17 protein-coding genes and 2 pseudogenes are annotated in these 22158 nt (G+C 35.9%); 7 read left to right on the top strand and 12 right to left on the bottom strand.

Annotated elements, in window-relative coordinates; all coding sequences use genetic code 11:
* Positions 1-107: 107 nt before the first annotated feature.
* From ccoG to QWZ06_RS19365, 8 genes are all read right to left on the bottom strand, one after another.
* Positions 108-1562, bottom strand: a complete 1455-nt coding sequence (gene ccoG / locus QWZ06_RS19400; protein ID WP_290300572.1) for a cytochrome c oxidase accessory protein CcoG — start codon at positions 1560-1562, stop codon at positions 108-110.
* 62 nt (positions 1563-1624) lie between these two features.
* A complete protein-coding gene (locus QWZ06_RS19395; RefSeq protein ID WP_290300570.1) occupies positions 1625-3145 on the bottom strand; it encodes an FAD-dependent oxidoreductase in 1521 nt (506 codons plus the stop codon).
* A 76-nt stretch (positions 3146-3221) separates the two neighbouring features.
* Positions 3222-3479, bottom strand: coding sequence for a GlsB/YeaQ/YmgE family stress response membrane protein (locus QWZ06_RS19390; RefSeq protein WP_073174689.1), 258 nt, complete (start codon positions 3477-3479; stop codon positions 3222-3224).
* A 189-nt stretch (positions 3480-3668) separates the two neighbouring features.
* Complete coding sequence (locus QWZ06_RS19385; RefSeq protein WP_290300567.1) at positions 3669-4511, bottom strand: transporter; 843 nt, start codon at positions 4509-4511, stop codon at positions 3669-3671.
* 24 nt (positions 4512-4535) lie between these two features.
* Positions 4536-5498, bottom strand: coding sequence for a YihY/virulence factor BrkB family protein (locus tag QWZ06_RS19380; RefSeq protein WP_290300566.1), 963 nt, complete (start codon positions 5496-5498; stop codon positions 4536-4538).
* A 151-nt stretch (positions 5499-5649) separates the two neighbouring features.
* Positions 5650-6117, bottom strand: a complete 468-nt coding sequence (locus QWZ06_RS19375) for a PA2169 family four-helix-bundle protein (RefSeq protein WP_290300565.1) — start codon at positions 6115-6117, stop codon at positions 5650-5652.
* 295 nt (positions 6118-6412) lie between these two features.
* Positions 6413-6820, bottom strand: a complete 408-nt coding sequence (locus QWZ06_RS19370) for a hypothetical protein (RefSeq protein WP_073174686.1) — start codon at positions 6818-6820, stop codon at positions 6413-6415.
* A gap of 17 nt (positions 6821-6837) precedes the next feature.
* A complete protein-coding gene (locus QWZ06_RS19365) occupies positions 6838-8112 on the bottom strand; it encodes an NAD(P)/FAD-dependent oxidoreductase (protein WP_290300561.1) in 1275 nt (424 codons plus the stop codon).
* A 378-nt stretch (positions 8113-8490) separates the two neighbouring features.
* On the opposite strand from QWZ06_RS19365, the gene QWZ06_RS19360 reads away from it, so the two are divergent.
* Positions 8491-9384 carry an SDR family NAD(P)-dependent oxidoreductase gene (locus tag QWZ06_RS19360; protein ID WP_290300559.1) on the top strand — a complete coding sequence of 298 codons (894 nt, stop codon included), beginning with the start codon at positions 8491-8493 and terminating at the stop codon, positions 9382-9384.
* Between the two features lie 213 nt (positions 9385-9597).
* A complete protein-coding gene (locus tag QWZ06_RS19355) occupies positions 9598-9828 on the top strand; it encodes a hypothetical protein (protein WP_290300557.1) in 231 nt (76 codons plus the stop codon).
* Between the two features lie 25 nt (positions 9829-9853).
* Here the strand turns inward: QWZ06_RS19355 and QWZ06_RS19350 are convergent.
* Both QWZ06_RS19350 and dinB read right to left on the bottom strand, forming a co-directional pair.
* Positions 9854-12906: pseudogene (locus QWZ06_RS19350) on the bottom strand (DNA polymerase III subunit alpha).
* A 7-nt stretch (positions 12907-12913) separates the two neighbouring features.
* A complete protein-coding gene (dinB, locus tag QWZ06_RS19345; RefSeq protein ID WP_290300555.1) occupies positions 12914-14056 on the bottom strand; it encodes a DNA polymerase IV in 1143 nt (380 codons plus the stop codon).
* Between the two features lie 61 nt (positions 14057-14117).
* On the opposite strand from dinB, the gene QWZ06_RS19340 reads away from it, so the two are divergent.
* Both QWZ06_RS19340 and QWZ06_RS19335 read left to right on the top strand, forming a co-directional pair.
* Positions 14118-14894: an XRE family transcriptional regulator gene (locus QWZ06_RS19340; RefSeq protein WP_290300553.1), complete on the top strand. Its 777-nt coding sequence runs from the start codon at positions 14118-14120 to the stop codon at positions 14892-14894.
* Positions 14895-15021: 127 nt separating this feature from the next.
* Positions 15022-15630 (top strand): alpha-ketoglutarate-dependent dioxygenase AlkB family protein, encoded by a 609-nt coding sequence (locus QWZ06_RS19335; protein WP_290300551.1) that lies wholly within the window; start codon positions 15022-15024, stop codon positions 15628-15630.
* 45 nt (positions 15631-15675) lie between these two features.
* On the opposite strand, the gene QWZ06_RS19330 is transcribed toward QWZ06_RS19335, so the two are convergent.
* Together QWZ06_RS19330 and QWZ06_RS19325 are read right to left on the bottom strand one after the other, a co-directional pair.
* Positions 15676-16665 carry a hypothetical protein gene (locus QWZ06_RS19330; protein ID WP_290300549.1) on the bottom strand — a complete coding sequence of 330 codons (990 nt, stop codon included), beginning with the start codon at positions 16663-16665 and terminating at the stop codon, positions 15676-15678.
* A gap of 89 nt (positions 16666-16754) precedes the next feature.
* Complete coding sequence (locus QWZ06_RS19325) at positions 16755-17714, bottom strand: hypothetical protein (protein WP_290300548.1); 960 nt, start codon at positions 17712-17714, stop codon at positions 16755-16757.
* 478 nt (positions 17715-18192) lie between these two features.
* On the opposite strand from QWZ06_RS19325, the gene QWZ06_RS19320 reads away from it, so the two are divergent.
* The 3 genes and pseudogenes from QWZ06_RS19320 to QWZ06_RS19310 all read left to right on the top strand — a co-directional run bounded on the left by QWZ06_RS19320 (position 18193) and on the right by QWZ06_RS19310 (position 22122).
* A complete protein-coding gene (locus tag QWZ06_RS19320; protein ID WP_290300546.1) occupies positions 18193-18474 on the top strand; it encodes a helix-turn-helix domain-containing protein in 282 nt (93 codons plus the stop codon).
* 87 nt (positions 18475-18561) lie between these two features.
* Positions 18562-19929: a DUF3945 domain-containing protein gene (locus tag QWZ06_RS19315; protein ID WP_435384129.1), complete on the top strand. Its 1368-nt coding sequence runs from the start codon at positions 18562-18564 to the stop codon at positions 19927-19929.
* A gap of 115 nt (positions 19930-20044) precedes the next feature.
* A pseudogene (locus QWZ06_RS19310) lies at positions 20045-22122 on the top strand (type IA DNA topoisomerase).
* The last annotated feature ends 36 nt before the right edge of the window (positions 22123-22158 follow it).

Raw genomic sequence — 22158 nt, 5'->3', positions numbered from 1 at the left:
GAAATAAATATAAGATCCAAGCCTGACTTTTAACTTACGCGCTTTGCAAGACAGTCTTCAATTTTAAAGAATATGGTCTTAGAAAGTTCAATCCGTATCAATTTATTTTAAAATTGTATTTTAAATGGACCTTCAAAATAGGTTTCATACGTATCCAGGAGATTTCCTTCCTGATCATAAACTCCAAGTTTTAGATTTTGTTTTGACAGTGTTATCTGTTTTTCGGGAAAGCTTATGTTAATGGTTCCTTTCACAATTTTGTCACGTTCGACTATTATTTTACTGGAAGCGCTGAAGGTAATTTCACCATTTGCTGGTTCTAATATTCGAATACTGACTACTTTTTTGTCATTTGTTTTATTTAGAAAAGTAAAGTTATAAGTATTGGTAATTTTTCCGTCCCGCACGAAAAATGTACTGCCTGCGGGTTTAATAAATTTGGCTTCCATATCGGCACGGTTGTAAAGAAGATATCCCAATAAAAATTGTAAAGCAACTAAAAGAATAACAAAACCTTTCATTCGTGCATTAAATTTAACAGGCTTACCGGTCTCTATTTCCTTTTCTGAAGCATATCGTATTAGTCCTCTTGGTAATCCTACCTTATCCATTACTTCGTCACACGCATCAATGCAAGCTGTACAGTTGACACATTCAAGCTGCTGACCATCTCTGATATCAATCCCTGTGGGGCAGACCACAACACATTGATAACAATCAATACAGTCGCCTTTTCCCGCAGCTCTCCTGTCTTCACCCTTTCTCCATTTTGCTCTGTTCTCCCCTCTGTTAAAATCATAAAAAACATTGATCGTTTCTTTATCTATCAGTACTGCCTGTAATCTTCCGTAAGGGCAAACCAATGTGCATACCTGTTCCCTAAACCATGCAAAAACAAAATAAAATGCAGCCGATAGGAGAATCATAACTATGAAATTGGTCGGATGTTCAAAAGGCCCCTCCTGAACAATCCTGAAAACCTCCTTATATCCCATAATATACATAAACATAAAATGGGTAAAAATCAAAGAAAGTAAAATGAAGATAGACCATTTCAAGCTTCTTTTCCCTATTTTTTCAGCATTCCACTCCTGACGGTCAAGCTTCATCTGTCTGTTTCTATCACCTTCGATAGCATATTCAATTTTTCTGAAAACATTTTCCAGAAAGATCGTCTGAGGACAGATCCATCCACAGAATATTCTCCCAAATGCAATTGTAAATATAATAATGCATATTAATGATACGATTGCGCCCAAAGTGAGTATGAAAAAATCTTGAGGGTAAAAGGGCTGACCGGCAATAAAAATCTGACGGTTAAAAACATCAAATTGTAATGAGGGGTTACCATTTATCGTGATAAATGGGAGTGTAAAATAAAATAGCAGTAAACAATAGGCTACTAAATTCCTGTAATTGGTATATCTGCCTTTAGGCTTTTTGGGAAATACCCACTTTCTTTTACCGGATTGTTCCATTGTACCAATGGAATCCCTGTAAGTTTCCGGCTCTAATACCTGTCCCTCGCCGCCTTTAAAATCTGATATATTATGATCTTTCATGTGCTGTTTTTTATTTGATTACGGCTGAAATAAATGTTCACCAACGTTGAGGTAATTGTCAGCTATTGAATTTCATTATCAATTTTTTTTAAATCCGACATTGCAGGTCCGTTGAGCAATTTGCCTTCAATATCAAAACGTGATCCGTGGCACGGACAGTCCCAGGAAACTTCGGAAGGATTCCATGCCACATTACAGCCCGTATGGGGACATATGGGGCTTAGCAGATGTAATTCATTTTTATCATCGCGATAGGCCGCATACGTATTGCCGTCATGCTTGATTATTCTTCCCTCACCACTGCTTATCTCATTGAGTTCAGTAATTTTATCTGCCGAAAATTTATCTTTTACAAAATGCATAGAAGCATTGACCACTTCATCGAGAATGTTTCCTGCGCTAGCTATAGGCTTGATCCGTGCCGGAGACAGGAGTTTGGCTAACTCTGTTATTTTATTCTCCATTAAATCGGGAATAATCAGTGAGCTCATCGATCCGAAAGTCATTCCATTACCTGTGAAACCTGTAGAAATATAAATATTGTCTTCACCCGGCATTTTTCCAATATAGGGTAAGCCATCTGCAGACTGATAATATTGAGATGACCATTTTGCCGTAACTTCTTTATACTTAAAATTGTTATCTACATATTCCATGAGATCTTCAAAATGTTTTTCGGTATCATTTTCATCACCGGTTTTATGGTCGAAACCTCCCACAATTAGGAAGTAATTATTGTCTGATTTATGATAACGGGCATAGTGATATGGATCATAAAGATCGGCAGTCTGCGCCATGGATTTTACAGGGTTGGCAAGCTTCAGGGTAACTGCATAGCTTCTATAAGGAGCCAAAAGAACACTGAAACGGTTGTTTCCTGGGGGAATATGGGTAGCCCAAACTAAATTTTTTGCCGTGAATATTGTTTGATCGTTGGTTGTAACCGTAACGATTCCGTCTTTATTTTTTAAATCTGTAACTTGTGCTCCTGTGACAATTGCTCCTCCTTGTTTAATGTATTCTTTGAGTAACTTATTGATATATCTGAGCGGGTGAAATTGTGCCTGACCTTTAATTTCAATAGCTTTTTCAAATTTCAGGGTAAATGGAATGCTGTAAACCTGTTGAGTATCTATTCCTACTTGATGATGGGCTTCCAAGATATCATCCAATTTTTTTGATTGCTTTCCATCAGTACTGAAAAGATAATAATTACATTCGTTAAAGTCACAAGAAATATGGTATTGCAGAATATTATGTTTGATATACCGCACTGTTTCTTTTGCGGAATTGGCTAGTAATACCGCTGAGCTTTCCCCAAAATTTTTAATGATTTCGTCGTAAGATGAATCAAAAAAATTATTGATATGTGCAGTGGTTCCACCGGTTGTTCCAAATCCAGGATTTTCTTTTTCAATGAGAAGACAATTACGACCTCTATTTTGAAGTTCCTTTGCTAAAGTCACTCCTGTTATTCCTGCACCAACAATGATGGTGTCAAAGTCATTTGCTGTATAAGTCTGTAACGCTTCTTGCTCTATGTTATACTGCCATAAGCTTTTATTATTACCGTCTCTGTTCATAATAATTTTTTTAGTGATTGGTGTAAAAGAGAAGTGCCGGCATACTTTTAATGAACCGACACCCAGGTGTAAATAATTATCTTTTTTTAGTAAAGGCTCCATAAATGATCAGAACAAGAATGGCTCCTAGAACAGAGATTCCTATAGTTCCCAGATCCCAGGGATTTCCATCATCCCCAATTCCGAGTACCCCTGCAATAAAACCTCCTACTAATGCGCCCACTATTCCAAGAATAATGGTTATAATCCATCCTCCGCCTTGGTTTCCAGGCATTAAAAACTTGGCAATTGCCCCTACTATTAATCCAAAAAGGATCCATGCTAAAATTCCCATAATATATTTTTTTGTGATAGTAATGTGGTTTGTGTTAGCAGGCAGAGAACCAAATGTATACCAATCAGATCCATCAACAGCAGCGGAAAATTAATAATAATTATACTATGATTATGGTCATAAATGAGTCGAATTATAACGGAAACTTTGCGATTTTCAAAGAATTATAAACGCTTTAAATAATAGAATTTAATGACGGTAAGAAGCACCAATGAAATAATGTTTCGCTGCGGTATCTTGTATTCCATAATTAATTCCAATATCTAATTTAAAGTCTTTGACAACTTCCATTTGAATTGCAGCATTAATAAAATTGGAAAGCTCATGGGCTTTAAAATTATAGGTGTAATAAGTTTCAGCTATCCAGTCTATTCCTTTTGATAATGGATGACTAATTGTCAATGTTTGCAGGAATTCAGTATGCATTTCCGGTTGATCCAGATCCTTGAGTCTATCCACTTCCACCTGTAGACCCAATTTCCATTTTCCAGGTAACTTATAGGACATAGGTACAATGAGTCCACCTTCCAGGCAGCTCTCTTCATCATATTTTGAAGTAGGCAATTTGAGGTAGGGAAGGATTGCCAGAGCAAAGTCACCATGGTCGTTTCCTATTACATTCTGTTTAATCCTGAATGTTATATCACCTATTCCGTCAGTTTTTACTACATAATTTGAAATTAGGTCTGTTTCCTTTTGCCGGCCGTAGGTTTGAAAACCAACCTGTATGGCTGTGCTTCCGGTAATTCCAATTTTTAAGTTGGCCTGATTGATTAGTAATGTGCTTGTTTTCAGCATGTCTGACTTTTCTTTTATCAGCCTTATTACATCCGTTTCATATTGAATATGGCCTGCATCGATTGTGTAGGGAGATTCGGTAACATCCGGACGGTCAGTTTCCATTTCTCTCATATGCTCCTTTGGTACAGGATGAAAAAGTGAATAGTTCAGATGCTTTTGCTGTGCAAGGCACAATGCTGGCAGGCATACAACACTAAACGTTAACTTTAAAAAAAAGTAAAAACTATTCATGGTTTTTATTTTAAGTTTTCAAAACTAAATCGTCGAATCTTTCACCGTTTTATCAGGAGTTTTTTCAGCAGTTACTATGTTTTTCGAGTCTTCTTTAGATACTATTTGCGGGCTCCATTTTGCATGTTTTGAAGGTTTAAGTTGATGCCCCATTTTTTTAGCGTAGACCTTAGTGAATTCTGCACCAAAGAAAATAATCTGACAGGTGTAATTAATCCACAACAACAGTAAAATAACAGTCCCGGCCGTACCAAATGCCGAACTGGGATTGAACGTTTCAAAATAAAAAGTGAGGATATACTTTCCAAGTGTAAACAGTGCAGCTGTTACTGCAGCTCCAACCCACACGGATTTCCATTGTAACTCAACATCCGGCAGAATTTTGAACATAGCTGCGAGAAGAAATAGTGTAACCAGAAAACCTACAACAATATTAATAATATTCACCAAAACCAGGGTTTCCAACCCGAAACGGTGGATAACCCAATCGTTAGCAAGACCGATGAAAGAACTCAGCAGCAAGGTAATGAGCATAAGAAATGCAATGACAATAATCATCCCCAGAGAATTTGCACGGTCGAGAAGATATTTTTCCCAAGCCTTTTTAGGAGTTGCCACGATATCCCACAGTTTATTGAGGGATTTTTGAAATTGGAAGAAAAGTGAAGTGGCCCCAAAAACAAGCGTAACGATTCCAATGATTTTCATAACGATGTTCTTTTTATCCACCATGCCGGCTACGACCATTTCTTCAAGACTCTTACCAACATCTTTCCCCATCATGCTCCCGATAAGTTTAGTGATTTCTCCCCGTACCGCTTCTTCACCAAAGAATATACCCGTGAGCCATATCACTATAATTAAGAGCCCAGGAATCGAAAAAATGGCGGTATATGCTAAGCTGGCAGCCTCGGTTCCCAGATCCCGTGCACTCCAGTCCTTGTATGTACCTTTAAGTATTTCCCAAAAATTATTAATTGCTTTCATGATGTATAGTATTACCGTTAAAAATCAGGTATATAATTTTTACTTACCAATGTGAAACAAACAGAATCAAAAGGCTATTACTTGGATATCACTTCCGATTCTTAAATTAGTCTGTGAAAATTATAATAGAGCTTGTTAGATACGAAACAGATTATTCATCTTTCTTTTTATAATGTTCAATGTTATTGAACTGATGGTAAGAAATGCGCAGCTGTCTCAACTGTTCCGCAATTATCTTTGAACTTTCGCTACAAAGATCACCGCTTTTTAATGCATTATCGTATGCTTCAATGGCATGTTTTTCACCAAAAACTACATTCTCCAAGGTTTCTTTATCACTATTACTTGTCGGTATGGAATTTTTAATATCGATCCAAGTCCGGTGTAGACTACCAGCCAATGATGATGATTCCTCATCAGGATTTCCACCTCTTTCAGTAATGAGATTAATAATTTCATTCTTCATTATTTTTGACTGAGAGATCATTTTATCATATTCACCCTTTAGATCAGAATAGCTTTCCCAAACTTTTCCTTCTACGCTTTCAAAACCTTTAATTCTGTCATTGGTAATATGAAGTAATTCATTAAGTGCTGAAATTGTTTTATTATTTTCCATACTGAATATTTTTGAATGATTGAACAATAAATATGCCTATACTATTTGTTTTGTGGTATGTTATGGCTTTGTTTTTATAAAATTCGTAAACGGACAATGTGTGAATCCATTAGATCTGGGATTTAATTATTTGAACAGCAGTTCATTAATTATTATCATACATAAAAAGTGTTATTTTTAAAAACACAGTAGTAAAATGTTAATAATCATTTGCTGTATACTGAAGTATTTATAAGTCTTATTCCTATATTTTACATGGCATAAAAATTACCCCCGCGAGCAGGGGTAATGAGTCTTACTTAATTTTATCATAGATAAATTTGGTAACCATTGCACCGAAAATATAGTATCCGACAGTCATGAATTTCTTTTTATTATTCTCTGCTACAGGATGATCATTCAAACCCATTTTTTGAGGAAGAACAATGGCTCCTATTCCGGCTGCAATTCCACTTGCGAAATTATGATTTGTTGCTGTGGTTCCATAGTAAATAGCGTTGCTCACAATGTCACCAGCTAAAGTTGCTGCATACAATTTATCAGGATCAGAAATTTCAAGTGCTGTAGAATCGGTTACTTTTTTTAACGCTTCTTCGCCCACCTCATTGATATGGGGTACGTTGTCAAAATTTTTTCTTACGATTTCGTGGAGTAGGTTAAGTGCGATGGCTCCGCCCAAACCTGCTAACATTTTCTTAAGCATAATATGTATTTTAAAAGTTAATTTTTATTATTCTGACCATTTTTGCCAGGTTGCAAAATCATTCTTATAGAAGGATTATTGGTTATAAATAATCTGAACCATTCCAAGGCAAGCCTTACTCTGTTTCTAAAGCCTGTCAAGGGAATGATATGTATAAAAAGCCAGGTAAGCCATGCGAAAAAACCTGTATAAGAGAATTTAGGCAGATCAACCACGGCTTTGTATTTTGAAATAATAGCCATGCTGCCTTTGTCTTTATACACAAAAGACTGTAAAGGTTTCTCATTACGGAGTTTTATAAAATTTTTAGCGGCTAATTTTGCTTGTTGAATAGCAACCTGAGCAAGCTGAGGATGTCCTTTAGGATAATTTTTATCTGTTAACTGCAAACAGATATCTCCTAATGCCCAGACATTATTAAACCCTAAAACTCTGTTGTATTCATCAACTAATAATCTTCTTCCTTTACCTATACTCGTTTCGGGAATACCCAATACTTCACGACCGATTACTCCGGAGGTCCAGATGAGTGTTTCTGTTTTTATTTTTCTTCCGTCTGATAGGATAACATTTCCCTCAACGTAATCTTTTACTGAAACGTTCAGAAGAATATTAACGCCGAGTCTTTTTAAATTATCATATGCGGTTTTTTTTGCAGCATCACTCATAGGAGCCAACAACGATGGGAGCGCATCGATCAGATAAAGATGGGAGAGGTTAAGTTCAATTTCAGGATATTCCTTTTCTGCGACAAAAGCACCCATCTCTGCAATCATCCCTGCCAGTTCAACTCCGGTAGGCCCACCCCCTGCAATCACAATATTCTGTAACCTTTCTGCTTTATTCTCATCTTGATTTCTTGAAGCTTTTTCAAGGTTCAGCAGTAAGTGGTTTTTAATATATAAGGCTTCATTAATAGTTTTCATAGGCAATGCACACTCTTGTACATGATCTAGCCCAAAAAAATTAGTTTCGGTTCCCAGCGCAAAAATCGCATGATCATATGCTATTGAACCGGTATCGGTCTCAATGATCTGAAGTTCTGTATTAATGGATATAAAAATTCCCATATGATACTGAACATTTGTATAATCTGAGAATAACTTTCTGAATGGATAGCTGATATGTGAAGGTTCAATAAATGCAGTAGCTACCTGATAAATTAACGGAGGAAAGAAATGGTAATTATTTCGGTCAACCAATGTAATGATGAAATCATTAGATTTAGCAATAGTTTTGATGAAATTAATACCTGCAAAACCTCCTCCTATGATGACAATATGTTTTTTCATAAAAGGATATTTTTGTGATTGGTGTACTAAAATGTATCCAATAATAAGACCAATTACATTAAAAAGTGGATTTGTGGTACTTTTTATAAAAACGGAGATACACAAACATTGATAATCATAATTTAGAATTTATAAACCGATTGATTCTAAATATCCGCCTTTGCTAAAATCACTATTATTCTTAGATGTAAAAATTTGGATGAATGTAATATGTTTTAAAATTGTACCTCTGGCATAATACATGTTCTATTTGTTACTGAATCTAAAAAAGAAAGACATGAGAAAAGAAGAACAATTTCAACAGACTTTATTACGAAAAACAGTTGTAATAACAGGTTCTAGCAGTGGAGTAGGCAGGGCTGCTGCAGAGGCTTTGCATTGGAAGGGTGCAATATAGTTATCGTAGCCAGAGGACAGAAAGGTATAGATGAAGTGGTTGAGCTTTGCAAAGGAATGGGAGTAGAGGTACTGGGAATTTCCGCCGATACATCCGTTGCTGCAGATATAGAACGAGTAGCAGAAGAGACCTTGGCCCGATTTGGCAGGATTGATATTTGGATAAATAATGCAGGGGTAATGGCGAGTGGAAAATTTGAAGAGATTCCAATGGAGATTCACGAACAGGTTATTAAAACTAATCTATTTGGCTATATGCATGGTGCTTACAATGCCATTAAAATTTTCAAAAAACAGAATGAAGGGATATTGATAAATAATGTTTCTATAGGCGGATATATGCCAGCACCTTACAGCTCTGTGTACTCAGCAACGAAGTACGGTATCAAAGGGATGATGGATGGTCTTCAAGGTGAGATTTCAAATTATGCAGCCATTCATATCTGTAATTTGTACCCTCAACTTCAAAAATCTACCGGGAATCTTCATTCTGCAAAATATTCGGGGTTCAAGATGAGTATACCTCCCATTGCTTCAGATCCAAGGGATACTGCTGCAAAAATGGTTGAATTAGCCAGGAAACCGAAAAAAGATTTATTTCCTGATTTCAGATCTTATGCAATTACATCAATTTACAGGCTTTTTCCCAAATTAGTAATCAATTCAGCATCAGCTGGTGTACGTTTAATGATGAAAATAAAGAATGGTCCTGAAGTATCCGGGAATATACTTGAGCCTTCTCAAGACCCACACAAAATATACGGTACACCTCCTTTAAATACTTCCAAAAGCGTTAAAGTAGCTATATTAGTTGGAATTGTGGCCGGCTTTGCCGTAATAGGATTAAAAAAAGGTTTTGCCAATAAAAAAAGTTAGGAGTATTAATAATCATATCTTTAAATTTTACAGAAATCAACTTAAGGAAATATAAGAAATCATGCTTTATTGTAAATAGCGAAAGATAAAAAAGCATTACCTCAATGTTCAATCTAATAATTTACGCATTTATTATAGTGGATGTTAGAAATGATTCAAGTCATAATTTTTAGTCAGGATTGTCAGTAATTTACTGTATAAAAATAAATTTATATGAAATATAACGAGGCAATACAATATAAAAATGAGGCTGTAAAAAATGCGGATCAATCTGTTCTGGAAAACTATTATATTATTGTTGTTCCAGCTGATACTGAAGAAAGTACTAAATATATTGAAGAGTATTCGAAACAGCCCGGTAAATTCAAAGATGAGAGTTGTAAGAAGTATTGTTCAAATGGAGAATATTTAGTGGTTAGTTTTAAGAAAAAAATTGAATCATAAATTACAATAGTTGATAATTATTTCTTCAAAACATCTTTTGCCTTGGCAATCCTATTTCATGTTCCTGTGGATAAGGCTTCCGCCAGGTCATACTTATATCTTCATGCAGATTACGCTGAGCTTCCAATGATTTTTCTTTATCCATAGAATATCTTGGATCTGGAATAAAAGGCATTTTCGCCATTTTATGAATGGTAATGGTAGGGAAATGGAAATCGACCTCTACTGTTCCCAATAAGAGATAGCAGCCACCACCCTGAAAAGGATATTCTTCAAGGCAGTTTGGAAAATGTGCGGTGTCAAAATATTCTCCTTCCGCATCAATCCAGGTTCCGAAATACATCGTCCCTTTTTTGGTGGGAACATGCTTTCTTGAAATGAGATAAGCGAGCATTTTAATTTGTTTTTTGTGAAACCGTATAAGATCTTTGGCCATTACACTGCCTCTGTATCGGGTTTGTAGCAAATCAAAAGGACTGAAAGAAACAGGAAAACCTAATATCTCTATTTCATCAAAGCATCCTCAAATGGGTTTCTTTCTATAGAAGGAAGCTGATAATCTTTCTGAGGCTCTTCCAATAAAGTCAGGTGCCTAAAGGAAGTCTTATGAGTTCCCAGAAGAAATCTTGATTCAATCAGCAGTTCATGTTTTTGTTTTCCAGTAAAGCGGAATGCGCCGATAAAGATTAAAATTTGCAATGTTTCAATACCAATAGGAATTCTCTTAATAAAATCTTCCAAGGAAGTATAATTTCCATTTTGAGCTCTTTCTTCAGGAATCAGCTGTGCTAATCTCGTTTCCAGTCTTTCAATATGCATCAATCCCAAATAAACATCCGAACCATAAACCGTTGTCTGATATTTACTTAAATTGACACAAGGATTATTGATGGCAGCTCCCGACATTCTGGCTTCATGAATATATACCTCAGTTCTGTAAAACCCTCCACCGTTATTAATGGCAGAAACCATGAATTCGATAGGATAGTAGACCTTGAGAAATAAACTCTGATAACTTTCCACAGCATAAGAAGCAGAATGTGCTTTACAGAATGAGTATCCCGCAAATGATTCGATCTGCCGGTATACTTCCATGGATAACTGTTCAGGGTGTCCTAATCTTTTACAGGATTCAAAGAAGTTATCTTTTACTTTCTGTAAAGCTGATAAAGAACGGCCTTTACCGCTCATTGCTCTTCTCAGCACATCACCATCAGGAGCGGATAAGCCTCCGAAATGCAGGGCAATTTTAATAACATCTTCCTGATATACCATAATACCATAGGTTTCTCCTAATTCCTTTTCAAAAACCTCATGGAAATACTCAAATTTTGTAGGATGGTTATGCCTGAAAATATATTCCCGCATCATTCCGCTTTGAGCTACGCCGGGTCTAATAATGGATGAGGCAGCTACCAGTACTTTATAGTTGTCACATTTCAATCTTCGTAGTAATCCCCTCATGGCAGGAGATTCAATATAAAAACAGCCGATGGTTTTTCCGGAACTTAAGAATTCATTGCATCGGGCTTCGTCTTTTGACAGAGAAGTGTCCCGGATATCAATATCAATTCCTCTTTTTTCCTTAATCAGCTTTACAGTGTCATCTATAGTTCCTAACCCTCTTTGTGAGAGAATGTCAAATTTTTCAAGGCCAATCTCTTCAGCAGTGTACATATCGAACTGTACGATCGGAAAACCTTTAGGAGGCATTTCGAGTGCTGAATAATTGGTGATAGGTTCTTCTGATATCAGAATTCCACAGGAGTGCATACTTCTCTGGTTAGGAAACTTTTCTAAAAGCTTTCCGTAGTAATGAACCTGTCTGGATACCGAATTAATATCATGTTCTTGGATGGGTTTTGTTGCCAGTGTATCGAGTTCCTCTTTCGGAAGACCAAATACTTTTCCTACTTCCCGGAAAATAGAACGGTATTTAAATTCAACATTGGTTCCACAGAAGGCAACATGGTTCTTACCATATTTATCAAAAATATATTCAAGGATAATATCCCTGGTCTGCCAACTCCAGTCTATGTCAAAATCCGGAGGCGTTTTGCGGTTGAGGTTTAGAAACCGTTCAAAATACAGATCCAGCTCCAGAGGACATATGTCAGTAATTCCGATGCAGTAACTGACTATTGAATTGGCACCACTGCCTCTTCCTACATGCATAAACCCCATTCGGTTGCTGTATTGGATAATATCCCAGGTGATGAGAAAATAAGCACAGAAATTAAGCTGGTCAATAACCCCCAATTCTTTATCCACTCTTGCTTTCGCCTGTAGATTATCCTCGGAATATCTCTTAGAAAGTCCCTGATATGCTAACTTTTTTAAAAGCTTAGAATCATTTTCTTTGCTGTCTGTGAAATGCTTTTTGTTTTTAGGTGTTGAAAAATCAAAATCAAAATGACAGCTATTGACAATATACTTTGTGTTTTCAATAATCTGTGGCTCATGGTAAAATTGAGCGAGAAGCTCTTTTTTATCAGTAAACATTTCGTTGTCTTTACAGTAATCAGCTTCTGTAAGCTTACTGATCAATGTATTGTGATCAATAGCCCTTACTATTTTATGAAGCTCATATTCTCCAGGGGTCGTAAAGGTAACCGGATGAAGAATAACCATTTTATGAATGAACTGTTTTAATTCCGGTTTAATCAAAAGATTTAACTGATTCTGTCTGATCCCTATAAATTCATGATCCAATAATCTTTCAGGAATATTCTCCAGTGGATAAATAACAAAAGTATCTGTAAAATCAGAATTTGCTTTAGGAATTTCAATGTCTTCACAGTTATATGCGGTTAAAAGCCTGTTGACTTCTGCAATGCTTTTTTGATTTTTGGCTAGGCAGATATAATACAGTTCATCCTGAACCCGTATTTCCACTCCGACGATCGGTTTGATATTATGATCCTGACAAAGTTTGTAGAAATCATAGATCCCGGTAATGGTATTGATATCCGTAAGAGCCAGGGTTTTAATATTAAAATGTACAGCCTGCTCAACCAGTTCTTTAATAGAAATGGTTCCATACCGAAGGCTATGATAAGAATGACAATTCAGAAACATCTTGTACTTATTTTAATAAACCTGAGGCTCTTCCTACACTTGAAGTTCCAAACCTGTTCTTGATTTTATCCATCGTTTGGTACAAGGAGATCAGTTCTTCCGTATCTTCAAAGAGATCCATCTGATGGCATCCGTGAACCAGTCCGGTAAACTTTACTCCGACCAGTCTTATTCTCATACGTCTGGTATATACTTTTTTGAATAGGTCCAAAACATACCTGAGCAGGGTATGATCAGCTGAAGTATAGGGTATCCTGCATTGTTTGGTTTCCGTATCAAAATTGGCGTAGCGGAGTTTTACCACCACTACTGACACCAGCCATTTCTCTGCCCTGAGCTGATAACAGAGCTTTTCAACCATTCCTGAGAGTATACTTTGAATACCTTGAATATCGATGCTATCCTGGGCAAAAGTATCTTCTGTAGAAATAGATTTTCTTTCCGAATAAGGAACCACAGGATTTTCGTCAATTCCGTTTGCTTTTTTCCAGAGTTCATTTCCATTTTTACCAATCAGCTGTTGAAGAACGTCAACAGGCATTTCTGAAAGCGTTTGTATCGTTCTGATCCCCAATCTTGACAGCAGCTGAAAGGTAACATCGCCAACCATAGGAATCTTCTTTACCGAAAGTGGGTTCAAGAACGATTGAATGTCACGCTGTTTGACTTCAAACCTTCCGGTTGGTTTTGATTCCCCGGTTCCGATTTTGGATACGGTTTTATTGGCAGACAACGCAAAACTTATTGGTAAACCTGTATTTTTCTGTACACTTTCTGCGATTTCATATGTCCACTTATAGCATCCGAAAAACTGATCCATTCCAGAAAGATCCAAATAAAATTCATCGATACTTGCCTTTTCCACAACAGGAACTTTTTCCTGGATAATTTCCGTTACCATATGGGACATGTTGGAATACATTTCCATATCTCCCTTAATTACTTTAGCTTCGGGACACAACCGTAAAGCCATTTTAATCGGCATGGCGCTTCTGACTCCGAAAAAACGGGTTTCATAAGAGCAGGACGCCACTACACCACGGTCTCCACCTCCGATGATCACAGGCTTTTTCTCCAATTCGGAGTTTTTCAGCCTTTCACAGGAAACAAAGAACGTATCCAAATCCATATGTACAATTGCTCTTTCCATGTGACAAAATTAGTCACGTTTTGAAACAAATTTTGTATTTTTGTTGTCTAAAATTGTAACAATGTCAAAATTCTCTGATAACATCGTGTTTTTGAGAGGAAAGAAAAATATGACTCAGCAAGAACTGGCAGATCTATTAATTCTTACCCGATCCAGATATGTCGCCTATGAATATGGCAGAACAGAACCTCCTATTGAAATATTGCTTAGAATTTCAAAATTCTATAACATAAGCATCGACTTATTGTTGACTGTAGATGTCAGAAAATTTTCTATCGAGGAACTCATGGAGCTTCCTGAGAATAGGATTGTTCTGCCTATAAAGGTTGATCTAGATGGAAACAATCAGATTGAGATTATCCCCCAAAAAGCTTCTATGGGCTACTTGAATGGCTATGGAGATCCGGAATACATAGAAAGTCTGGAGACCATATCATTACCTTTTTTAAAAGGTGGTAAGTTCAGGGCATTTCCAGCTGATGGAGATTCAATGCCCCCCTATAAGAACGGAACCTATATCGTAGGAAAATATGTAGAAAATCTTTCGGATTTGAAAACGGACAGAACGTATGTTTTCATTACCACCAATGATGGTATCAGTTACAAAAGGTTTCAGTTTCATGAAGCAGATGGTATATGGGTGAAGGCTGACAATCAATTTTATGAGCCTTATAAAATTCCATTGCCTGAAATTAAAGAGATCTGGGAATTTGCCTGTAGTATTAATACCAAAGAATATGAGCCTGATGAATTTGCAGAACACCATATTCAAAATTTTATCACAGAAATTAAAACTGATATCAGACAGATCAAAGAAAAAATGGGAGATAAGAATTGAATTTATTTTGAGTACATGGCATAATTAAAAAACTTCCCCGAAGGGAAGTAAAAACACAAATGATGAAAAAAAATTATTCCGTAGAAACGGAATAAGACAAAGTTAAATGATTTAAAGAAAAATTACAATGAGTCAGCTTAGTTTATTTGATGCAGAAGAGTTGTATGAGTTTCCAAAAGACCTTTTGGAATACAGAGAGAGTTTTCTGAGTAGGGAAGAAGCCGATCTGCTTAAAAACAAATTGTTGGAAACTGCTCCCTGGGAACAGCGTACTCAAAAAATGTATGATAAGATGGTGCTTACTCCAAGATTGACCGCTTGGTATGGGGATTCAAAATATAATGATTCTGAAGCAGATAAAAAGCCAACCAATCCATGGACTCCTGAATTGTTTTCATTAAAACAAAGAATTGAAAAGGAATTTGGCTGCCAATTCAATGGGGTTCTGTTAAATCTATACCGTGATCATAATGACTCCGTTGCCTGGCATCGGGATAAGGAAAGCCGATATGGAAAACGACCTGTCATTGCATCCATCAGCCTTGGACAAACCAGAAACTTTGATTTCAGAAAGAAAGACCATCATCAGAGTAAATATAGTCTGCCACTGCCTCACGCATCACTACTCATTATGAAAGGAGATCTTCAAGAAAACTGGGAGCATCGCATTGCGAAATCAAATATACGAATGAAAGAACGCATTAATCTGACTTTTCGTCTGATAAAAGCAGGATAATTAATGATGAATGTAAAGATGTGAATTTATAGGCTTATAAGCAAGTTAAGTTAATGTTAACTCAATTTCCCTTTTCCTGATCCTGTTCTTCAAATCTGTTATAAATTTTATCAACATCAACATAGTATATTTCTTCATAAGGAGTGCCCTCATATAAAAATTTACAAAAAATATGTGGCTGCCGATCAATGTTATTACCGTCAATATCATAGCTGACAATATCAGAATAATTAATTCTTCCGATTTATAGACTTTATATTTATCATCCAATATTTCACCCTGTTCTGCAAATCTCCATTTACCGTTGGGAAGGCTAACAATCTCAAGTATTTGATCAATAAATTCTAATCCTTTATGATATTCTTGGTATATGCCTGCATTATACCAATCGTAATTTCCAAACTCATTAGGATTATTAGATGAAGGATATCCTTTATCATTGAACTTTCTGATTAACATTTTTGGTTTTCTTTTCCTTTTATCCATGGAATAGCTTAGCCAATCTTTGAAATCATTTTTTATTTGTTTCTTAAGATCCTGATTTCGTAAAAAATCCTGCTCCTCATGGTCGATTTTGATTATAAACTTAGGATAATATTGATGCAGTATGGTCTCATGCTTTAATATAAAATCCTGAATGGTGTTCCAGCCCCAAAATATGATTTCGAAATGACAGTTGTACTCTTGCTTTATATCTTCACATAATTCATCAAAATCAGGATGATTTTCGAAAGTAGTCACAATGAAAAGCTTATTAAATTTGATCTTGAGATCACTGATCATTATTTTTTTTACATCCTTTTCGATATCATCAAATAGTTCCTTTTTCAAAAGAGAATGTTTTCTTGACAAGTCTTTCTTTTTACATTGGATAGCAATATCATGTTCAACAGAAAAAATATCAATACCTTTTTGATTATGACCTTGTTTACCAAATTTTTTAAAAGTATCTGTATTGTTTTGTACATTGAATAAATCACATATCAAATCTTCAAAGTCTGTAGCATTTTCAACGGGTGGGATTTGAAATTTCATATTTTAATTAAATTTTGAACCACTACAGAAGTAGTGTATTGGTTGATTAGTATTTTTTTTATTTATAAAAGTAGGATTTAATTTTTAGTTCATCGTTCTACAGCAATATAGTCTCGCTCTTCTCCAAATTTTCCACCTTTCATAACTCCTTGATTGTACAATAAAGAAATGGGATCACGGAAAGCATATAAGATTACAGAATGATAATCCATATTAACAAGATCATTGTTTTGAGGAAAGGAGTGATAAAGAATCTTATTGTACTGAGGTTGTAGATGTTTTATTAAAGCTTTTTCAGCATCTAATGAAACCGTTTTATCACTAGGAAGTTGATAATTTAGGATAAAGTCAGCCATTTCTTCCGGCGTGGCTTCTTTACCCCAGCTAACAATACTATTATTATCACATATCCTCATAAGAAGAACCATAATCTCATTTGATGGAATATTACCATAACTAAGAGGAGTTTCATTGATTAATATTTCCTGAAAAGTTGAATGATTTGACAATCTTTTGCAAATATTTTGTTCAGTGGATTTGCCTACATAATGTATTTTGAAATTCAACATATCAAGATAGTCATCGGAAAATTTAGCGATAAGATCCCCTTTCCAATGATGATAAAAAAGTTTATCAGGTGAAACCCAAACTACTAATTCACTGTTTTGGGTTAAAGGATTCGTCCTTAGGATAGAAAATGCCTGCATTCCATCAAAAGGATATTCTATTTTTTTTTCTAAAGTGTTTCTTCTGTCATGTATTCGAAACTGTATATCTTTTTTTAAATCTAGTCTAAAACCATCTTGGTCTAACGGAAGCTCACAGTTGATAATCTTATTATTATGTTCTTGATGGATTTCAAATTTTATACTTTTCTTTGAGTAAGATAATTTATGAAAAGTGATTTCTTTTCTTTGTGCAATAATATATAAATGACTATCTATAACATTCTTATAGAAATTTTTGTTCCGTGTTAATAACCCTAGATGATAAGAACTAATTGGAGAATATCCCAATTCGATATCGTTGTATAAGATTCCTGTATGCATATTTAATTTTAGAAGTTTTCATTGGATCGTTTTATAATACCAATTGATAAAACTTTAATGCCAGAAAAAAAGGAAGATCATGTTAATTTTACCCATAAGTATTGGCTTAAAATTACGTATAATCTTTTGATTAAGGTTCTTTCTTTACCACTCCTTTTTTTACAATCATTCCAAGTTTAAATATTATAAAAATCGGCTAATTTTTGTGTGTCAGATGTATAACCACTTTTTAATTATTGCTTTTAAGTTACTATCCAATATAAGAACTTGCAGAACAACCAATTTTCAATATCTGAACTATTTATACAAGAAATTAATACTTAACGGATCTAAGGAAGGGTGAGTGAAAATATATCAAAATGTAAACTCAAACTTTGCTAAAAATTATGAAAAAATTTCGTTACTACGAAAAAGTAGTGATTTTATATGATTTCTGTTGTCCAATTTTACATCACCAACAATCATAAAAATCACCATTATGAATATCGAGAGAACAGAGTTTATAACCTGGATGGAGAGAATCATGGAAAGATTTGATATTCTAAAAGAACAGATGCTTAAGAATCAGTCCAGATTTATAGAAATAGACGGCGAACAGCTTCTGGATAACCAGGATGTTTTACAGCTTTTAAAAATAAGTTCCCGATCATTACAGCGATACCGGACTGATAAAAAGCTGTCTTACTATACTATCAGCGGAAAGTTATACTATAAACTTTCGGATGTCCATCAATTGATCAGAGAATGTTTAAACTCTTGATCGTAACAAGACATCCACAGCCAAACCATTCATCACCATTCCAATCTTTAGGATTTTCTTAATTGACCTATACCTTGGTTCCATTAAATGAAATACAATGGAAAGGAATTGATAAACCCTCAGGAACCCAATGAACTCAAACCGGCAACAGACACACTCCTTGTACTGAACATTCACACCAATCAGGTTGAAATGGTCAAAGGAATTGATCAAGATGGGAACCTGCAAAAGGTTCCTCCACAAGAAAAAAAGGATAATGAGCCGCTGATCAGAGTTGATAAGCACGGCGATCTATTCTCCAACTTCTTTTCTAATTTTTATCGGCAACTTAAAAATCCCACGCATTTCAACTTTTTCAAAGTTTCGGAATACGATGCTGTTAATACCGCTAACGATCTTCAAAAATATGTTGATCAGGCATCTCCTGAAGAAAAAGAAAAGCTGAAAGGCTACGAAGTTTTACCTCAACACAATAACAATCCAAAAAATCAAAATACAATGGACAACAACACAGACAATCAGGAGTACCGTTTTCAGCCTGAACAGATCGACTGGAAAACGATGGAAAAATTCGGACTTAATCAGGAGAAGCTTGAAAAAATGAATGCGATGGATTCATTACTCAGAGGTTTTAAAACCAACACACTAATTCCGATTACTATTAATCTGGGAACGGCGGTTAGTAAGATGGATGTCCGGTTATCTCTTCAAACAGGAGATACAGGACAGGTTGCCGTTCATCTGCATGGAATCCGAAAAGAGCCCAGTCTCAATAATAAATTCTTAGGTCATCAATTCAGTGATGAAGACAAAAGAAACCTTAGAGAAACCGGGAATATGGGCAGGGTAGTAGATTTGGTCAATCCTAAAACAGATGAAATCATTCCATCAGTGATCAGCCGTGACCGTTTAACCAATGAATTGGTTGCCTATCGGGCAGAATACATGAAAATTCCTGATGAAATCAAAGGAATTAGGCTTGATGAACATCAGAAACAAACACTACTGGAAGGAGGTTCATTATATCTTGAAGGCATGACCTCTAAAAAAGGTGAACTTTTCAATGCCACCGTACAGTTCAATGCGGATAAGCGGTATGTGGAATTTTTGTTCAACAATAATCAGAATCAACAACAAAGTCAACAGCACAATCATAACCAACAGCAAACTCAACCTACGGATCAGGAAGCACCCAAAGTATTCCGAGGAAAAGAACTGGACGATTCACAGTATGAAAAGTTCAAAGCCGGGCAAACCGTTATGTTGACGACCTTACCGATGCTAAGGGCAAAGCCTATCAAGGTTATATTACCTTCAACAAAGAAACTTCCAAAACCGACTTTTCATTCACTCATCCTAATAAACTTAAAGAGGAGGCAAAACCTACAGAAGATCATAAAACCCAAACTGCGGTTAACACCCAGGGTAAGACCAATGAAGCTACTAAAAATGTAAAGGAGCCTTTAGAATCAAAACAGCAGCAGCCTGTTAATAAACAGCAGGAAGATCAGCAAAAAAAGGTTAGAAAACCAAGAAGACAAAAACTATAATAATCATCTAAATCCATAATATGAAAGCAATCATCGCAGAAAAACCGAGTGTAGCAAGAGAAATCGCACAATTGTTGGGAGCCCATGAAAAGAAAGATGGTTATTTATCCGGTAACGGCTATTGTGTCACCTGGGCATTAGGACATCTGATCGCATTAGGAATGCCGGAGGATTATGGTATAAGAGGCTTTAACAAAGCCTCTTTGCCTATCTTTCCGAACCCTTTTATTCTCACTCCCAAAAAACTTAAGAAAACAAAAGGCTATGAGCCTGATCCTTCGGCTTTAAAACAACTCAACACCATAAAACAAGTCATCAGTCAATGCAGCAGTATTATTGTAGCCACAGATGCAGGAAGGGAAGGAGAGCTGATCTTCCGCTATATCTATCATTACATAGAATGCAACAAACCTTTCGAAAGACTATGGATCAGTTCCCTTACCGAAAAGGCAATACAGGAAGGTTTTAAGAATCTTCGACCAGGCGATACCTTTGACGGTTTATATCAAGCTGCTAAAGCCAGAAGCGAAGCGGACTGGCTGGTAGGAATCAATGCCACTCAGGCATTAACCATCGCAGGAAACCAAGATGTTTATTCATTAGGCAGAGTGCAGACACCGACCCTTGCTTTAATCTGTCAACGATTTCTTCAGCATCAAAACTTCACCAAGCAAAAGTACTTTCAAATTCAGCTGAGCCATAGAAAAGAATATACAGATTTCACCAGCCTTTCACTATTACAATGGGAAGAAAAAAAGCAGGCAGAACAAATCCAAAAATCTATAGAGCGGGAGGGAAAAGCTGTTGTAGAAGATATATCCATTACAACAGTGCAGGAACAGTCTCCTTTACTTTTTGACCTCACGGAATTACAGAAAGAAGCCAACAGAAAGCTTGGCCTTTCTGCCGATGAGGTTTTACAGATTGCCCAAAGCTTATATGAAAAGAAATTCATTACCTATCCCAGAACCGGCAGCAAGTATATTCCTGAAGACTTATGGCCTGAAATTCCTGAGCTGGTCAGAATCCTCAATGCAACCGATCATTTCAAACCAGCCATATCTACTTTAAAATTCGGAAACTTCAACAAGCGGATCGTCAATGATGTAAAAGTTACCGACCATCACGGATTACTCATAACAACCAAAACACCTTCCGCACTTAGCGCTATGGAAAAAACCATCTATGATATGATTGCTTACCGCTTATTGGAATCCCTATCCCATGCCTGCACCAAACAAGTCAGCCATATCATGATAAAAGTACATCATTATGAATTCCAGATCAAGGGATCAAAAATACTCAACAAAGGCTGGAGAGCCATCAAAGGAATTCTGTCTGACAATGAAAATTCCAATAATAAAAATGAAGTCCTTACTGAACTTCCGGAATTCAAAATAGGAGATGAATTGAAGATCTCAAAAACCGACTTACTTGAAAAAACAACCCAGCCTCCCAAACTTTTCACAGAAGCTGACCTTTTATCAGCGATGGAAAATGCTGGTAGATCTATTGAAAACAAAGAAGAACAGATAGCACTCTCCAATATCGGCATCGGAACTCCAGCTACCAGAGCCTCCATTATCGAAACCCTGCTCAGCAGAAACTATATCATCAGGAAAAGCAAAACGCTGCATCCTACAGATAAAGGTTTAAAGGTTTACAACCTTGTCAAAGACAAAAAAATAGGCAATGTCCAAATGACCGCAGAATGGGAAATAGCAATGGATAGAATTGAAAAAGGTGAACTCAATAAAACCCAATTCATGAACGACATCCAAGCCTACACAGCAGAAATTACCAGCGAACTTTTATCACTCCATATTCCCCAAGAAAATATCCTACAATTAAAATGCCCCAAATGCCAACAACATACTCTTATTATCAAAGACAAAATCATAAATGCCCAGATGAACAATGCAGTTGGATTCTCTTCAGAATTATATGCGGAGTACAACTCAGTATTAAAGATCTTACTTTACTATTAACTCATAACAAAACATCCTTAATCAAAAACATGAAAAGCAAAAACGGTAAAAAATTTGATGCTTATTTAACTTTAGATGATAAAGTAAATTTGATTTTTAAATTTTGCTAGACACTTAAAGATTGTTTTCTAAACGTATTATTTTCT

Origin of the sequence: Chryseobacterium tructae (genome assembly GCF_030409875.1) — a bacterium.
GTDB classification, from domain to species: Bacteria; Bacteroidota; Bacteroidia; order Flavobacteriales; family Weeksellaceae; genus Chryseobacterium; species Chryseobacterium tructae.
This window is presented reverse-complemented; position numbering and strand designations above follow the sequence as displayed.

What these genes read in the sequence shown, in the direction of transcription:
- ccoG (WP_290300572.1), bottom strand. Translation starts at nt 1,562, where the DNA reads ATGAAAGATCATAATATATCAGATTTTAAAGGCGGCGAGGGACAGGTA.
- QWZ06_RS19370 (WP_073174686.1), bottom strand. Translation starts at nt 6,820, where the DNA reads ATGCTTAAGAAAATGTTAGCAGGTTTGGGCGGAGCCATCGCACTTAAC.
- QWZ06_RS19315 (WP_435384129.1), top strand. Translation starts at nt 18,562, where the DNA reads ATGAAATACAATGGAAAGGAATTGATAAACCCTCAGGAACCCAATGAA.
- QWZ06_RS19380 (WP_290300566.1), bottom strand. Translation starts at nt 5,498, where the DNA reads ATGAAAGCAATTAATAATTTTTGGGAAATACTTAAAGGTACATACAAG.
- QWZ06_RS19375 (WP_290300565.1), bottom strand. Translation starts at nt 6,117, where the DNA reads ATGGAAAATAATAAAACAATTTCAGCACTTAATGAATTACTTCATATT.
- QWZ06_RS19330 (WP_290300549.1), bottom strand. Translation starts at nt 16,665, where the DNA reads ATGAAATTTCAAATCCCACCCGTTGAAAATGCTACAGACTTTGAAGAT.
- QWZ06_RS19385 (WP_290300567.1), bottom strand. Translation starts at nt 4,511, where the DNA reads ATGAATAGTTTTTACTTTTTTTTAAAGTTAACGTTTAGTGTTGTATGC.
- QWZ06_RS19355 (WP_290300557.1), top strand. Translation starts at nt 9,598, where the DNA reads ATGAAATATAACGAGGCAATACAATATAAAAATGAGGCTGTAAAAAAT.
- QWZ06_RS19390 (WP_073174689.1), bottom strand. Translation starts at nt 3,479, where the DNA reads ATGGGAATTTTAGCATGGATCCTTTTTGGATTAATAGTAGGGGCAATT.
- QWZ06_RS19340 (WP_290300553.1), top strand. Translation starts at nt 14,118, where the DNA reads ATGTCAAAATTCTCTGATAACATCGTGTTTTTGAGAGGAAAGAAAAAT.
- QWZ06_RS19325 (WP_290300548.1), bottom strand. Translation starts at nt 17,714, where the DNA reads ATGCATACAGGAATCTTATACAACGATATCGAATTGGGATATTCTCCA.
- QWZ06_RS19335 (WP_290300551.1), top strand. Translation starts at nt 15,022, where the DNA reads ATGAGTCAGCTTAGTTTATTTGATGCAGAAGAGTTGTATGAGTTTCCA.
- dinB (WP_290300555.1), bottom strand. Translation starts at nt 14,056, where the DNA reads ATGGAAAGAGCAATTGTACATATGGATTTGGATACGTTCTTTGTTTCC.
- QWZ06_RS19320 (WP_290300546.1), top strand. Translation starts at nt 18,193, where the DNA reads ATGAATATCGAGAGAACAGAGTTTATAACCTGGATGGAGAGAATCATG.
- QWZ06_RS19365 (WP_290300561.1), bottom strand. Translation starts at nt 8,112, where the DNA reads ATGAAAAAACATATTGTCATCATAGGAGGAGGTTTTGCAGGTATTAAT.
- QWZ06_RS19395 (WP_290300570.1), bottom strand. Translation starts at nt 3,145, where the DNA reads ATGAACAGAGACGGTAATAATAAAAGCTTATGGCAGTATAACATAGAG.